The organism is Micromonospora phytophila (assembly GCF_023656545.1).
Taxonomy (GTDB): Bacteria; Actinomycetota; Actinomycetes; order Mycobacteriales; family Micromonosporaceae; genus Micromonospora; species Micromonospora phytophila.
This window is the reverse complement of record NZ_JAMOKF010000128.1, coordinates 1-13,243: the sequence shown is the minus strand read 5'-3', so window position 1 is coordinate 13,243 and position 13,243 is coordinate 1. Positions and strand designations below refer to the sequence as shown.

Sequence of the window (13,243 nt, the reverse complement as noted above, 5' to 3'; positions counted from 1 at the left end):
GGCCCTGGCCGCCGGGTGTGACCGCCCGGCGGCCACGCCCGAGCGCCCGCCGACGCCCGTGCCGTCGGCGACGGTGACGGCCACCCCGCCGGGTTTCGTGGTCCTCTCCGACGTCGACCCGCGCATCGTCCACGACATCCGGTACGCCACCGCGCACAACTTCGTGGGTCGGCCGATCGCCGGCTACCCGGAGCCGCTCTGCCTGCTCACCCGGCGGGCCGCCGAGGCGCTGCGCCGGGTGCAGAACGCCGCGCTGGCTCGGGGCCGCAGCCTGAAGGTGTACGACTGCTACCGCCCCCGCCAGGCCGTCGACGAATTCGTCGCCTGGGCGAAGCAGCCCGACGACCAGCTGACGAAGGCCGAGTTCTATCCCCAGGTGGCGAAGTCGGCGTTGTTCGCCGATGGGTACGTCGGCGCACCCACCTCGCACAGCCGGGGCAGCACGGTCGACCTGACCCTGGTCGACGTGCCCACGCCGGAGCAGCCCCCGTACGCCGAGGGCCAGCCGCTGGTCTCCTGCACGGCCCCCCGGGCGCAGCGGTTCCCGGACAACAGCGTCGACATGGGCACCGGATTCGACTGCTTCGACCCGCTCGCGCACACCGACTCGCCCCGGGTGACCGGCGCGGCCCGGGACAACCGGAGGATGCTGCGGCAGTTGATGACCGCCGGCGGGTTCGTCAACTACGACCACGAGTGGTGGCACTACCGCTACCGAAACGAGCCGTGGCCGGACACGTACTTCGACCTGCCGGTGGCCCGTTCCTCGGCCCGCTGAGCCACCCGAGGGGCGGTCCGCACCGGTGGTCCCGGCCCGAGGTGGCCGCGCCGGCGGGCCGCAGCCTCGGGCATGATCACGGTGGGGGCTCCGCCCGGTGGGACCCCGGACCCCACGGTCCGCCGTCGCCAGGAGGGATCAGGCAGTGACCAGCATCGAACGGATCGGCCCGCCCGTCAGCGGAGACGAGCGCGAGATGCTCCGCGCCTTCCTGGACTACCACCGGGCCACCCTCGAGCTGAAGTGCGACGGACTCTCCGACGATGAGCTGCGCCGGCAGTCGATGCCACCGTCCACGCTGTCCCTGCTCGGCCTCGTCCGGCACATGGCGGAGGTGGAGCGTGCCTGGTTCCGCCGGGTCATCAACGCCGAGGACATCCCGCTGGTCTGGTCGGAGTCCGGTGACTTCCAGGTCGCGTACGACGCCCGCGCGGCGACGCGGTCCGAGGCGTTCGCCGCCTGGCGGCGGGAGGTGGAACACTCCCGCCGCATCGAGCGCGCGGCCGGGTCGCTCGACGTCACCGGCCACGTCGCCAAGTCGGGCGAGGATGTGTCGCTGCGGCTGGTGATGCTGCACCTGATCCACGAGTACGCCCGGCACAACGGCCACGCCGACCTGCTGCGCGAGGGCATCGACGGCGTGGTCGGCGCCTGAGTCCCGCCTCAGCCGGCGGGGCGCAGCGGCAGCCAGGCCAGCACGTCCTGGATCTTCGCGTCCCAGTACGCCCAGTCGTGCGCGCCGGGGGAGAAGTCCACGGTGAGCGGGACATCCCGTCGCCGGGCCGCCTCGACGAAGGTCAGGTTGTCCTCGTACAGGAAGTCCTCGGTGCCGCAGGCGACGTAGAGCGACGGCCGGCCGGGCCCGTCGCCGGTGGGCCGGTCGAGCAGGGCGACGGTGTCGTCGTCGCTGCCCGGCACCGTGCGGTCGCCGAAGACGGTGTGCCAGAGGGCGGGGTCGACCGGGCTGGTCGGGTGCTCCCGCCGGGTGGCGACGTTGAGCGCGCCGGAGAGGCTCGCCGCCGCCGCGAACCGGCCGGGCTCGCGCAGCGCCCACTTGACCGCCCCGTACCCGCCCATCGACAGGCCGGCGACGAAGGTGTCCGCCCGCCGGTCCGACAGCCGGAAGAACGACCGGCACAGTTCCGGCAGCTCCTGGCTGAGGAAGGTCCAGTACCGGTTGCCGTGCGCCTCGTCGGTGTAGAAGCTCCGGCCGACCTGCGGCATCACCACCGCCAGGCCCAACGGCGCCACGTACCGCTCGATGGAGGTGCGGCGCAGCCAGATGGTGTCGTCGTCGCTCAGTCCGTGCAGCAGGTACAGCACGGGCGGGTCGCCGGGCACGGTGCTGCCGGGCATGCCGATCTGCGACGCGGTCCGTTGCGGGAGGATCACCGTCATCGAGGTGCTGACGCCGAGCACCTCGGAGTGGAAGTCACAGCGGATCAGGGCCATGACCGTGGACGGTAACGGGTGCGGCGTCAGGTCCAGTAGAGGATCCGGCAGGCCGGCAGGCGGGCGGCCAGCTCGCGTTCGAACCAGGAGCGCAGCTCCGTCATGGTGTCGCGCGGGTAGACGTACTTGACCGCGCCGAACTTGCCGTACTTGCGGCTGCGGGCGGTCTCGTCCATCTCCAACCTCGTGCGCGGGTACCAGCCGAGCAGCACCTCCTTGCTGCCCGGGGTGAACCGGTGGGTGATCAGCTCGGCGGTCAGGTCGAGGGCGGGCACCCCGTGCACGGCGTCGGCGACCGCGTCGAGCAGCTCGCCGTAGTGCTTCCGCCAGTCCGGCAGCGGCATGATCGGCGCGATGGTCAGCCCCACCGGGTAGCCGTCCAGGGCGAGCCGGCGCAGCGCGGCCAGCCGGTCCGGCACCCTGGCCGTGCCGCCCTCCATCCGCTCGCTGACCGGGCGGCAGTTGACGCTGAACCGGACCCGGGTGCGCCCGGCGTGCGGCAGCCCGACGAAGGTGCCGACGTCGGCGTACTTGGTGGTCCAGCGCAGCTGCACCGGCGCGTTCCAGCCGGCGAAGTGCTCGACGGCCCGCCGCCAGCTGCCGGTGAGGTGCTCCAGGGCCAGCGGGTCGGTGTAGCAGGACGCCTCGAAGGTGGTGCCCTCGTCGACCCGGTCGGCGTTGCGGCTGGTCACGGTGCCCCGGCCGGCGTAGTCGGCGAGCCCGGCGAGGATGTCGTCCAGGTCCGCGTACACCCGGGTGACGGGCGGGCCGGAGAGCGAGCCGGCGAGGTAGCAGTACTGGCAGTGCGCCGGGCAGCCCTCGGCCAGGTCGAACCGCCAGTCCGCGCTGGGCGCGATGGGTTGCAGTTTCCGCCGCGACGGCGGGCTGACCACGATCGCCATGGTCGACTTCGCGCGGGCGTACGTCTCCCGCTCGGTGTCGCCGCGGACCCCGGTCAGCCGGTTGGCGGGCAACCGCTCGACCTCGATGCCGAGCGCCTCGACCCGCTCGGCGATCCGCCGGCCGTGCGGCTGGTCCAGGGCCGCCGGGGTGGCCACCACCCGGCGCGGCGTCCACCGCCGCGCCGGGTGCGCCGCCGGCGCCAGCCCGGCCAGGTCGCGGGTGGGCACGCGCTCGCCGCTGGCGTCGTGCGGCGCGGGAGGTACGTCGAGCGCGAGCGGCTCGTCGACGTCCACCTCGTCCCGGCTCATCCGCGCGGCGTACCCGCTGCGACGCCGATGCAACATCAGCCGGAAAACCGGGTGGCGACCCGGGCTCGCGCGCTGGGGTGGCCGGATGGATGACCGCCAGAACAGGCGGGGGTCGCCCCGGTCCGGCCGCGCGGCAACTTGCCCGTCGTACCCTGCGTCCGCCTCAGCACTCACCGGTGATCGTCTGGGATATCGTGCGCTCCCACAGCCGTGAGACGAGGAAGTAACACATGCCGGGGACAGGGCGGAGCGACGTCGGACGGCGCGCGGCGGGGATGGGTGCGCTCGTTCTCGCGGGCCTGCTGGCTGCGAGCGGCTGTTCGCGACCTGCCGACTCCGTGGAGCGGACAGCGGAGGCGCGGTCGTCGCCCTCACCGGCTGTGGCGATGCATCTCGACAAGCCGGAGAAGTTGCTGAGCGGTTGGCCCGAGTCGACGAGTGGGACGTTGAGCGAACAGGCCCAGCAGAACGTGAGCATCTTTGAGAAGCTTCTCAGCGGCGAGCCGACCAGCGCGGTCGGCACCGCCTACACCACTTTGGATGGGCAGTACAGCGCCGTCGTCAGCGGAGTGTCCGGGAAGGTGACGGATCCGAAGGCAGCTCTGGACACGCTCTTCGCCGCCCTGCCCCGGCTGTCCGATGTGAAGCCCACCCGGCCCGGCCCGATGGGAGGTGAGGCACGCTGCGGCAAGGGCGAGACCCAGGGCGTCAACGTCGACGTCTGCGCGTGGGCGGACCACCACAGCATCGGCATGGTGGCCTTCCTCGGCTTCCTGAAGTCGGGCAACCCGGACAGCCAGTTCGTGCGGGCACGTTCCCAGATCGAGCACCCGGTCACCTGAAGATGGGGGAGACGGTGCTGCGGTGCGAGCCCCGACTGGTCGGGCTTGCGGCGAACCGGGCGCTGCCTCCGGAACTGCTCGACCTCTTCGCCCGCAGGGCCGACGGCGCACTGTGCGCCTTCCTGGCCGACCGCGACGATCTCACCCCGGCCCACCGGCGATCGTTGGTGGCCGGCGGCGGGACGGACGTCGCGGTCCGGCTGGCCCGCCGCGGGCTGCTCGACGCGCGCGACGCCGACCCCGACGACGTGTCGGTGCTGCTCGCCCTGCTCGACGAGGGTGTCGACCGGCCCGAGTGGGCCCGCCGTCTCGCCCGGCACCCCGACCCGGAGGTGCGTGCCCGTCTTGCCGGGGTCGCGGGTCTTCCGCCCGACGTGGTGGTGCTGCTCGCGGGGGACTCCGACGTCGACGTGGTCGCCGAGGTGGCGCACTTCGCGCCTCTGGCCCCGATGCTCGCCGCCGATCTGGCCCGGCACCCGCACACCGTGGTGCGGCGGGCACTCGCCGCCAACGAACGCACCCCGCCGGTCCTGCTCGCCGCGCTTGCGATGGAGGGCGGGCGGCCCGCCGCCGCGCACTGCTGTGCCTGCCAGGGACCGCCGGGTCGGCACCGCGACGTGTGGTGCGAGGACGGCGGTCATCAGGACGCCGTCAGTGACATCCAGGGCGCCGCCGCCGCCAACCCGGCGACGCCGGCCGACGCGGTGGCCGGCCTGTCCGCGCATCCGTCGATGGTGGTGCGCTGGACGCTCGCCGCCCGCGACGACCTGCCCGCGTACGTGTACCGCGAGCTGGCGGTCGATCCGGTCCCGGTCGTACGCGGCGACCTCGCGCAGAATCCGGCGATCGGGGAGGACCTGATCCGGGCGATGGCGACCGACCGTGCGTACGACGTGCAGCGGCGCCTGGCCCACCACCCGCACGTCCCGCTCGACGTGCTGACCCACCTCGCCACCGTGGCGAGGATCGGGCCGACCCTGCTGCCCCGGATCGCTCTCGCCACCCCGGAGGAGATCGACCTGCTCGGCGGCTCGCCCGTGCCCGCCGTACGCATGCTGCTGGCCCGCAGAACCGACCTGCCGCCGCCGCTGCTCGCGGCCCTGGCCGCCGACCCGGACGCGAAGGTCGTCGCCGCCGTCGCCGACAACCCGGCCCTCACCGGCGCGCAATTGCGCGCCATGGTGGACGCGCACGGCACCCGGGTCTCCTCCCGGGTCGCCCGCAACCCGTCCTGTCCGCCGGAGCTGCTGGAGCACCTCGTCGCCCACGCCGGTGAGGTCCGCCGGATCCACCGGGAGGTCGCCCGGCATCCCCGCGCCACCGGCGCAACGCTCGTCCGCTGCCTGACCGACGAGCGGGCCCGTGCGGTCGCCGCCCGCCATCCCGCTCTCGATCCGGGCACCCTCCTCGTGCTGCTCGACGCCCCCGACCCCGATGTGGCTGAGGCCGCCGCCGCGAATCCGTCCCTGCCCCGACCAACGATGGAGCGGCTGCTGGCGAAAACGCGGTGACAGCCGGCGGCGGCCCCGAATACGGTGCCCGTCGACGATGGAACCGACCCGGACGGGGTGATCAGTGAGGCGACGGTCGCCGCAGGAGAAGAAGGCGCTCAGCTACGCGCGGGACTGCCGGTACAACTACGGGGAGAGCAACAAGGGCTCCCGCCGCGGCATCCGGCGCAACAAGCGCTTCCCTCACCGGGCGAACCGGCACCACGACCACCTGACCCTCGCCGCGCTTGCCGGCACACCCGATCTGCTGGTCGACGAGGCCGCCGAGGTGCGCCTGCGGGGCCGGCGCCCGAAGTCGTGGCGTAAGTGGCCCGACCTGCCGCTCGGTGTGGTCGTCGCCTCCCGGCGTCAGCCGTGAGCGACGACGATCGACCCTCCACCGCCGCCCTCACCAGCCGCCTGCGGCTGCATCGGCGCGAGTGGCGCCACGACGGGCGGAGCTACCAGGTCATCAGCCTCCGCGCGGCGGACCGCACCCGGTACGCCGCCCGCACCGAGCGGCACTGGACCGTTGTCTCCTCGGACCTGGCCGGGGCGCGGCTGCTCGGTCGGCTGCTCTGGGGCCTGTCCTACCAGCGCCGGCCGGACACGCTGCTGGTGCTGGAACCCGGCCGGATGCTGCCCGACCCGGACCACGGCCGCCCGAGCCCGACGGTCGTCTTCGCCGTGGCGGACCGTACGGTGCTCACCCCGGCCACCGCCCGCCGGCTGCGCCGCCCCGAGTTGTGGCGCACCCGTCCCAGCGGCACGGTCAGCTGGAACACCATGGGCTTCCCCGGCGCGATGCGCGCCCTGCACGCCGCCCAGGACGCCCGCCGGGACCGGGTGCCGCTGGCGGACACCTACGAACCCACCCCCCGACCGGCTCACGTCACCGTCACATCCGACGTGGTGACCGCGCTCGCGGTGCCGCAGCGGTTGCGCGACTGGGCGATCTGGGCCGGAAACGCCGGCGGTTACTGGTACGGCGACGAGTCCTGCACGGAGCTCGACTGGGCGGCCACGCTCGACGTGCACGCGGTGCGGCACTTCCACCGGCTGTCGGCCACCGCCGCCCGGGCCCGCGCGGAGGTGCTCGCCGTACCGGGGTGCCCGGCAGAGCCCGAACTGATCGACCAGCGGGTCCGGGCCCACATCGACGTCGTCGCCGCCCGTCGCCCGGGGCCGTGGGACTTCGAGCCTCCGGTCCGTCCCGACTGACCGCCCGCTGTCAGACGGTTGCGCCCGGTCGGGCCCGCACCGCGTCGATCCAGATGTCCCGTGAGGTCGGGCCGCCGAAGCGGAGCCGGTCGTACGCCGTGAACGGCGGCTCCAGCGCGTCCAACTCGTCGACCAGCGCGGGCAACCGCGCCGCGGCGTCCCCGCCGGACGGCCCGGCGTCCAGCTCCACCACCGCGGCCCGGATCGCCGCCACCAACTCGTCCTTGCGTCGGATGCCCGCCGGTGTGACGGACCGCAGGCAGACGTACTGGCCGCTGAGGTACGCCTCCCACTCGGCCGCGCCCACCTCCGCGTCAGCCCAGTGCGCGGTGAACCACGCCGGCAGGGCCTCCGTGCCGCCGGCCCGGTCGGCGAGGGCGAACAGGTCCGCCGGCACCATTTCCGCGCCGTCTGAGCGCAGGTACCCCGGCAGCGGCAACCGCCGGGCCAGCATCAACCGGCGTACGTCGTCGGCCTCGCACCCCCGCGCCGTGCACAGCTCCTCCAGCACCACGAACTGCCGACTGACGTACGCGTCGTCCGCCGCCGTCATCGGATGGTCCCCGTTGACCTCCCGGAACCGGTCGGCCACCCGTCGCTTGAGGTCCATCTGGTTCTCCCAACTCCGCAGTTGTCGAGCCGGCACCCTAACCGTCGGACGATGCGGTCGCGACCGAACCGTCCCCACGGATCCCGACGAGCCCGCCGAATATCCATTGCGGTCACCATCCGGGCTCGCCTAACGTCGTCGGCGCAAGGTCAACCGATCAACCCGGGGGAGTACGCCGTGTCGCAGCGCACCCGCACCAACGCCACGTGGCCCATGCCGTGTGGTGGTGCCCTGCTGCCCGCGGGTGAACGAGCCCGGTGTCTGCGCCGGTCCCAGCAGGGCCGGCAGCCGGGGTGGCGGCGCGACTAGCGCCAGGCGCGACGCGCAGCCGCCCACCCCCACCGGGGACCGGGCGGCTTTTTCGTTCCCGGACCGATCCGTTCCGTCCCGGCCCTCGCCGGTGACCTCGCTTCTTCTCAACTTCACAGTGGAATGGCATGACCAGAACCCGGGTGGCCCCGTGACGGGCCGACCGGGAGAACGACGTTACCGGGACGAGGGAGCTGGCTGACCCGCTCGCTTTGGGAGCGAGAGACACGGGGTTCGATTCCCCGGTCCCGGACGGCAGGGGTGGGGCGCGAGCCCTGCCAGCCGCTCACGCGCCGGGGCGCCCCGCCCGGCGGAAAGGGCTGCGCGCTGGGCGCAGAGAGGCTTTGCACGCCACTCCGGCCGGGTTCGATTCCCGGGCGGTCCACGATCATTTTCGGTCGCCCCGGGTGGGCGGCGTACGACGAAACGAGGAGAGCACGATGGTGCACACCCCGCTCGCGGGCACCCGCGCGCCGGTCCGGGTCTGGACCGACCCGTACGGCATCGAGCCGCAGGCCGCCCGGCAACTGCGCAACATCGGCGCGCTCCCGTGGGTGGAGGGCGTCGCGGTCATGCCGGACGTGCACTTCGGCAAGGGCGCCACGGTCGGCTCGGTCATCGCGATGCGGCAGGCCGTTTCGCCCGCCGCGGTCGGCGTCGACATCGGCTGCGGCATGTCCGCGGTCCGCACCTCGCTGACCGCCGACGACCTGCCCGACGACCTGGCCGGGCTGCGGTCCGCGATCGAGGCCACCATCCCGGTCGGCTTCGCCAAGCGGGACGACCCGGTCGACCCGCGCCGCGTCCGGGGGCTGGAGCAGGCCGGCTGGGACGACTTCTGGCGCCGGTTCGGCACCCTCGACCGGCGGGTGGCGCAGCTGGAGCACCGGGCCCGGCACCAGATGGGCACCCTCGGTGGCGGCAACCACTTCATCGAGGTCTGCGTCGAGCAGCGGGGTTCCGACGCGGGGCAGGTCTGGCTGATGCTGCACTCCGGCTCCCGCAACATCGGCAAGGAGCTGGCCGAGCGGCACATCTCGGTCGCCAAGCGGCTCCCGCACAACACCGACCTGCCCGACCGGGACCTGGCGGTCTTCCTCGCCGGCACGCCAGAGATGGACGCCTACCGGCGGGACCTGTGGTGGGCGCAGGAGTACGCCCGGCGCAACCGGTCCGTCATGCTCGCCCTGCTCTGCGGGGTCGTGCGGGAGCAGTTCCCGCAGGTGCGCTTCGACGAGTCGATCAGCTGCCACCACAACTACGTGGCTGAGGAGAGCTACGGCGGGGTGGAGGTGCTCGTCACCCGCAAGGGGGCGATCCGGGCCGGGCGGGGGGAGTTGGGCATCATCCCCGGGTCGATGGGCACCGGGTCGTACATCGTGCGCGGAAAGGGCAACCCGGACGCGTACTGCTCGGCCTCGCACGGGGCGGGGCGGCGGATGTCGCGGGCGCAGGCGAAGCGCACCTACAGCACCGCCGACCTCGTCGCGCAGACCGCCGGGGTGGAGTGCCGCAAGGACGCCGGGGTGGTCGACGAGATCCCCGGCGCGTACAAGGACATCACCCAGGTGATGGCTCAGCAGGAGGACCTGGTCGAGGTGGTGGCGCACCTCAAGCAGGTCGTCTGCGTGAAGGGATGACCACCGACCGGCGCCCGTGGGGGGCGGGTGCCGGTCGGCCCGCCCCGGTGGCTCAGCGGAGAGAGCGTCGGTCTACGAAACCGGAGAGCCCAGGTTCGAATCCTGGTCGGGGCACGTCCGTGCGACGGCACGGCGGAATTGCGAGCTGGTGCAATCGGCAGCACACCCGTCTCTGGAACGGGCGATGGAGGTTCGAGTCCTCCGCTCGCAGCGCAGCCTCAGGCGCCCGTGGCGCGGCGGAGAGAGCGGTGGATTTGACGCGAGAGCGCTCGACGGCGCGGCACGGGCGTCGCGGCGCAGAAGGTGACCGTCGTCCGCAGTCACAAATGTTGCCGTCGTCCGAGAAATAGACGAACGTGTAGCGGCTTCGACCCCGAAAGTATCGACGGCCGGCACGATCCGGGGATCCCATCAAAGATCATCAGTGCCATGATGTGGGACAGCTTCTCCTCTCAAGGGACCCGCATCTGTCACATGAATGAGCTGATCACGGGGGCTGGCACGGACACCTTCCGACCTGCGGGACCAACCCGCCGGCCGGTCGGGTCGCAGCATCCCCGCACCGTGCCCGCGACCGTGCTCCACCAGGGCCGAGCTGACCTGACGCCAAGCGGCCCTCGCCGACAGATCCGGACTCCCGACCACGAGCAACCGGTGGAACGGGCGCGCCTGTCGGCGGCGCTCCTCCGGCCGGTGCTGACGCACAGAAGGCGGACGCGATGACCGACGTCCTGAGGCCCCGGCAGGCGACGCCCGTCGCGTCGCTCCGGCTCGACTCCGTGGGCGCTGACCCTGCCGTCGGCCCGGTCGCGGCCTCCTACGCGCAACGCCAGATGTGGTACCTGAGCCGCCTCGACCCCGAGACGGCCACCTACCTGGTGCCGCTGGCGTACCGGCTCCACGGGCCGCTGGACGTGACGGCCTTGTCGGCGGCGCTCGACGAGCTGGTGGCCCGGCACCCCGCCCTGCGCACCACCCTCGAGCCGGCGGCGGACGCCCCGCCCGGGCCGTCAGATGTGGACGCCACGCCGGACGGTGCGGCACAGCGCCTGGCCCAGGTGGTCCACGACCCGCGCCCGGGGCTGTTGCGGGTGCACGACCTGACCGGGCTGCCCGCGTGGCAACGCGACCAGGAGGTGCAGGCCCGGCTGCACGGCGAGGCGCGCATCCCGATCGACCTGGAACGCGGACCGGTGCTGCGCGCCAGCCTGCTGCGCTGCGCGCCCGAGGAGCACGTGCTCCTGCTGACGATGCACCACGTCACCGTCGACGAGTGGTCGCTCAGCATCCTGCACGACGAGTGGGAAAGGCTCTACACGGCGCACCGCACGGGGCGACCGGCGGACCTCGACCCGGTGGACGTCGACTGCCGCGACCACGCGGCGTGGCAGCACGACTGGCTCGCCGGTGCGGAGGCGGCCGCCCAGCGCGAGTACTGGCGCGCTCAGCTCGCGGGCGCGCCCGCCGTGCTCGAGCTGCCCACCCGGGGGCCCCGGCCCGCCGTGCCGTCCAGTGCGGGGTCCATCGTGTCGTTCCCGCTGGACGTGCCCACGGAGGCGCTGGTCGCGCTCTGCCACCGGGTCGGGGTCTCCCCGTACATGGTCATGCTCGGCGTGTTGCAGGTGCTGCTGGCACGCTGGACGGGCCAGCGCGACATCGTGGTCGGCACGCCCATGGCCAACCGGCAGCGGACCGAGACCCAGCGGCTCGTCGGGCTGCTGCTGAACACCGTCGCCATCCGGGCCCGGCTGGACGACAACCCGTCGTTCGAGACGCTCCTCGGGCGGGTGCGCACCGCCGCGCTCGAAGCTTTGAGCAACGAGGAGCTTCCCTTCGGGACGCTGATCGAGTCGCTGCGCCCGGCCCGCCAGCCCGGCTTCAGCCCGCTGTTCCAGGTGATGTTCGTGTACGGCCGCGAGGCGGCGCCGCCGCGCCTCGACGGCCTCGAGGTCACCTCGATCGAGGTACCCCGCGACACCGCCAAGTTCGACCTCACGGTCTCCGTACGGGAGAACGCCGACGGCGTGCGGACCGTACTGGAGTACCGCACCGACCTGTTCGACGACGACGCGATGGTCCGCTTCGCCGGACACTTCCAGACACTGCTGCGGTCGCTGGTGACCGACCCGGGCGCGCCGGTCGGCTCGGCCGCGATGCTCACCGGAGACGAGTACCGACAGCTCGTCGGGGAGTGGAACCGCACCGCCACCCCCGCCGAGCCCGACGACCTGGTCCACGTGCTGATCGAGCGGCAGGTGCGCCGGACCCCCGACGGAGTCGCGGTGACCGACGGCGACACCGCGCTGAGCTATCACGAGCTGGACACCCGGGCCGAGGCGCTGGCGGAGACGCTGCGCCAGCGCGGCATCGGCGTGGGCGGCCTGGTGGGTGTGCTCCTGCCGCGCTCGGTCCCGTTCGTCGTGGCGATCCTCGCGGTGCTGAAGACCGGCGCGGCCTACGTACCCGTCGATCCGTCCAACCCGCCCGCCCGGCTGCGGTACGTGCTCGACGACACGGCCACCCCGGTCGTCCTCACCCGCGCCGATCTGGCGCACCTGGTGCCCGACGGTGCGGCGCTGCTGGTGCCGGGCCTGGACACGCCGGTCGCGCAGGCCGACGCCGGTCGTGGCGCCGCCAGCTCGGTCGGCGGGCCGAAGCGACGGCCGCGGCGACGGCGGAATCCGTCGGCGGAGGACCTCGCGTACGTCATCTACACCTCCGGTTCCACGGGCCGCCCCAAGGGCGTCATGGTCACGCACCGCGGCGTCTGCAACCACCTGCGCTGGGCCGCCCAGGCCTTCCGGCTGCGGCCCGGGGACACCGTCCCGCTGCAGTCGTCGGTCGCGTTCGACCTGGCCGTCACGAGCCTGCTGGTCCCGCTCTCCAGCGGGGCCACCGTCCTGATCATCGGCGAACACCTCGGCCCCGAGGCGCTGGGCGAGGCGCTGCGCCGGCAACGGACCCCGTTCGGGCTGGTCAAGATCACCCCCGCCCAGCTCGACCTCGTCAACCACCAGCTCCGCCCCGCCGAGCTGGCCGACCGCACCCGGTGCTTCGTCATGGGCGGCGAGCTGCTGCGCGCCGACCAGGTGGCACCCTGGCGAGCCCACTCGCCCGGCACCGCGCTGTTCAACGAGTACGGGCCGACGGAGACCGTGGTCGCCTGCACCGCGTACGAGGTCGGCCCGGACACGCCGGCCGTCGGTTCCGTCCCCATCGGCCGGCCGATCGCCAACACCGACCTGTACGTGCTCGACGCGTGGCTGAACCCGGTCCCGGTGGGCGTGGTCGGCGAGCTGTACATCGGCGGAGCCGGCGTGGCGCGCGGGTACCTGAACCAGCCGAGGTTGACGGCCGAGCGGTTCGTCCCGCACCCGTTCTCGTCCGCCCCCGGCGCGCGGCTGTACCGCACCGGCGACCTGGCTCGCATGCTCCCCGACGGCAACCTCGAACACCTGGGCCGCACCGACGACCAGGTCAAGCTGCGCGGCTACCGCGTGGAGTGCGGCGAGATCGAGGCGGCCCTCCGGCGGCGCCTGCCGGACAGCGAGGTGACGGTGCGGCTGCGCCGGGACGACCCCGACGACCCGCAGCTGGTCGCGTACGTGGCGGGCGCGGCGGAGACCGACCGGGACATCCCGGCCCTGCGGACGGCCCTCGCCGCCGAGCTGCCGTCCTACATGGTTCCCG

Annotated in this window: 11 protein-coding genes and 3 tRNA genes; 11 read left to right on the top strand and 3 right to left on the bottom strand. The window is 73.3% G+C overall.

Annotation, left to right across the window (positions count from 1 at the left end; all coding sequences use genetic code 11):
- Positions 1-778: M15 family metallopeptidase (locus NCC78_RS16790; protein ID WP_372495145.1), on the top strand; the 778-nt coding region annotated here is incomplete at its 5' end.
- A 196-nt stretch (positions 779-974) separates the two neighbouring features.
- Positions 975-1,433 carry a DinB family protein gene (locus tag NCC78_RS16785; RefSeq protein WP_372495146.1) on the top strand — a complete coding sequence of 153 codons (459 nt, stop codon included), beginning with the start codon at positions 975-977 and terminating at the stop codon, positions 1,431-1,433.
- 8 nt (positions 1,434-1,441) lie between these two features.
- On the opposite strand, the gene NCC78_RS16780 is transcribed toward NCC78_RS16785, so the two are convergent.
- Both NCC78_RS16780 and NCC78_RS16775 read right to left on the bottom strand, forming a co-directional pair.
- Positions 1,442-2,230 carry an alpha/beta hydrolase gene (locus NCC78_RS16780; RefSeq protein ID WP_250795522.1) on the bottom strand — a complete coding sequence of 263 codons (789 nt, stop codon included), beginning with the start codon at positions 2,228-2,230 and terminating at the stop codon, positions 1,442-1,444.
- A 26-nt stretch (positions 2,231-2,256) separates the two neighbouring features.
- The gene (locus NCC78_RS16775; RefSeq protein ID WP_250795521.1) at positions 2,257-3,441 is read right to left on the bottom strand and encodes a spore photoproduct lyase family protein; all 1,185 of its coding nucleotides are present in this window, start codon (positions 3,439-3,441) and stop codon (positions 2,257-2,259) included.
- 386 nt (positions 3,442-3,827) lie between these two features.
- Here NCC78_RS16775 and NCC78_RS16770 point away from each other — a divergent pair, with 386 nt between their 5' ends.
- The 4 genes from NCC78_RS16770 (at position 3,828) to NCC78_RS16755 (ending at position 6,994) form a co-directional block, all read left to right on the top strand.
- Positions 3,828-4,283 carry a hypothetical protein gene (locus NCC78_RS16770; protein ID WP_250795520.1) on the top strand — a complete coding sequence of 152 codons (456 nt, stop codon included), beginning with the start codon at positions 3,828-3,830 and terminating at the stop codon, positions 4,281-4,283.
- A gap of 2 nt (positions 4,284-4,285) precedes the next feature.
- Entirely contained in the window at positions 4,286-5,794 is a 1,509-nt protein-coding gene (locus NCC78_RS16765) for a hypothetical protein (protein WP_250795519.1), read from the top strand.
- A 64-nt stretch (positions 5,795-5,858) separates the two neighbouring features.
- The gene (locus tag NCC78_RS16760) at positions 5,859-6,152 is read left to right on the top strand and encodes a hypothetical protein (RefSeq protein WP_250795518.1); all 294 of its coding nucleotides are present in this window, start codon (positions 5,859-5,861) and stop codon (positions 6,150-6,152) included.
- Positions 6,149-6,994, top strand: a complete 846-nt coding sequence (locus NCC78_RS16755) for a hypothetical protein (protein WP_250795516.1) — start codon at positions 6,149-6,151, stop codon at positions 6,992-6,994. The genes NCC78_RS16760 and NCC78_RS16755 overlap by 4 nt, the downstream gene beginning before the upstream one ends.
- A gap of 10 nt (positions 6,995-7,004) precedes the next feature.
- Here the strand turns inward: NCC78_RS16755 and NCC78_RS16750 are convergent, their stop codons facing one another.
- Entirely contained in the window at positions 7,005-7,604 is a 600-nt protein-coding gene (locus tag NCC78_RS16750; protein ID WP_250795515.1) for a DUF6058 family natural product biosynthesis protein, read from the bottom strand.
- A 489-nt stretch (positions 7,605-8,093) separates the two neighbouring features.
- On the opposite strand from NCC78_RS16750, the gene NCC78_RS16745 reads away from it, so the two are divergent.
- The 5 genes from NCC78_RS16745 to NCC78_RS16725 all read left to right on the top strand — a co-directional run.
- Positions 8,094-8,166: transfer RNA gene (locus tag NCC78_RS16745), tRNA-Pro, on the top strand.
- 187 nt (positions 8,167-8,353) lie between these two features.
- Positions 8,354-9,553, top strand: coding sequence for an RtcB family protein (locus NCC78_RS16740; protein WP_250795513.1), 1,200 nt, complete (start codon positions 8,354-8,356; stop codon positions 9,551-9,553).
- Positions 9,554-9,594: 41 nt separating this feature from the next.
- A tRNA-Arg gene (locus tag NCC78_RS16735) sits at positions 9,595-9,667 on the top strand.
- 25 nt (positions 9,668-9,692) lie between these two features.
- Positions 9,693-9,764: transfer RNA gene (locus tag NCC78_RS16730), tRNA-Gln, on the top strand.
- Positions 9,765-10,272: 508 nt separating this feature from the next.
- Positions 10,273-13,243: non-ribosomal peptide synthetase (locus tag NCC78_RS16725; RefSeq protein WP_250795512.1), on the top strand; the 2,971-nt coding region annotated here is incomplete at its 3' end.

Coding starts and splice junctions, on each gene's coding strand:
- NCC78_RS16785 (WP_372495146.1), top strand. CDS start 975: ATGCTCCGCGCCTTCCTGGACTACCACCGGGCCACCCTCGAGCTGAAG.
- NCC78_RS16780 (WP_250795522.1), bottom strand. CDS start 2,230: ATGGCCCTGATCCGCTGTGACTTCCACTCCGAGGTGCTCGGCGTCAGC.
- NCC78_RS16775 (WP_250795521.1), bottom strand. CDS start 3,441: ATGAGCCGGGACGAGGTGGACGTCGACGAGCCGCTCGCGCTCGACGTA.
- NCC78_RS16770 (WP_250795520.1), top strand. CDS start 3,828: ATGCATCTCGACAAGCCGGAGAAGTTGCTGAGCGGTTGGCCCGAGTCG.
- NCC78_RS16765 (WP_250795519.1), top strand. CDS start 4,286: ATGGGGGAGACGGTGCTGCGGTGCGAGCCCCGACTGGTCGGGCTTGCG.
- NCC78_RS16750 (WP_250795515.1), bottom strand. CDS start 7,604: ATGGACCTCAAGCGACGGGTGGCCGACCGGTTCCGGGAGGTCAACGGG.
- NCC78_RS16740 (WP_250795513.1), top strand. CDS start 8,354: ATGGTGCACACCCCGCTCGCGGGCACCCGCGCGCCGGTCCGGGTCTGG.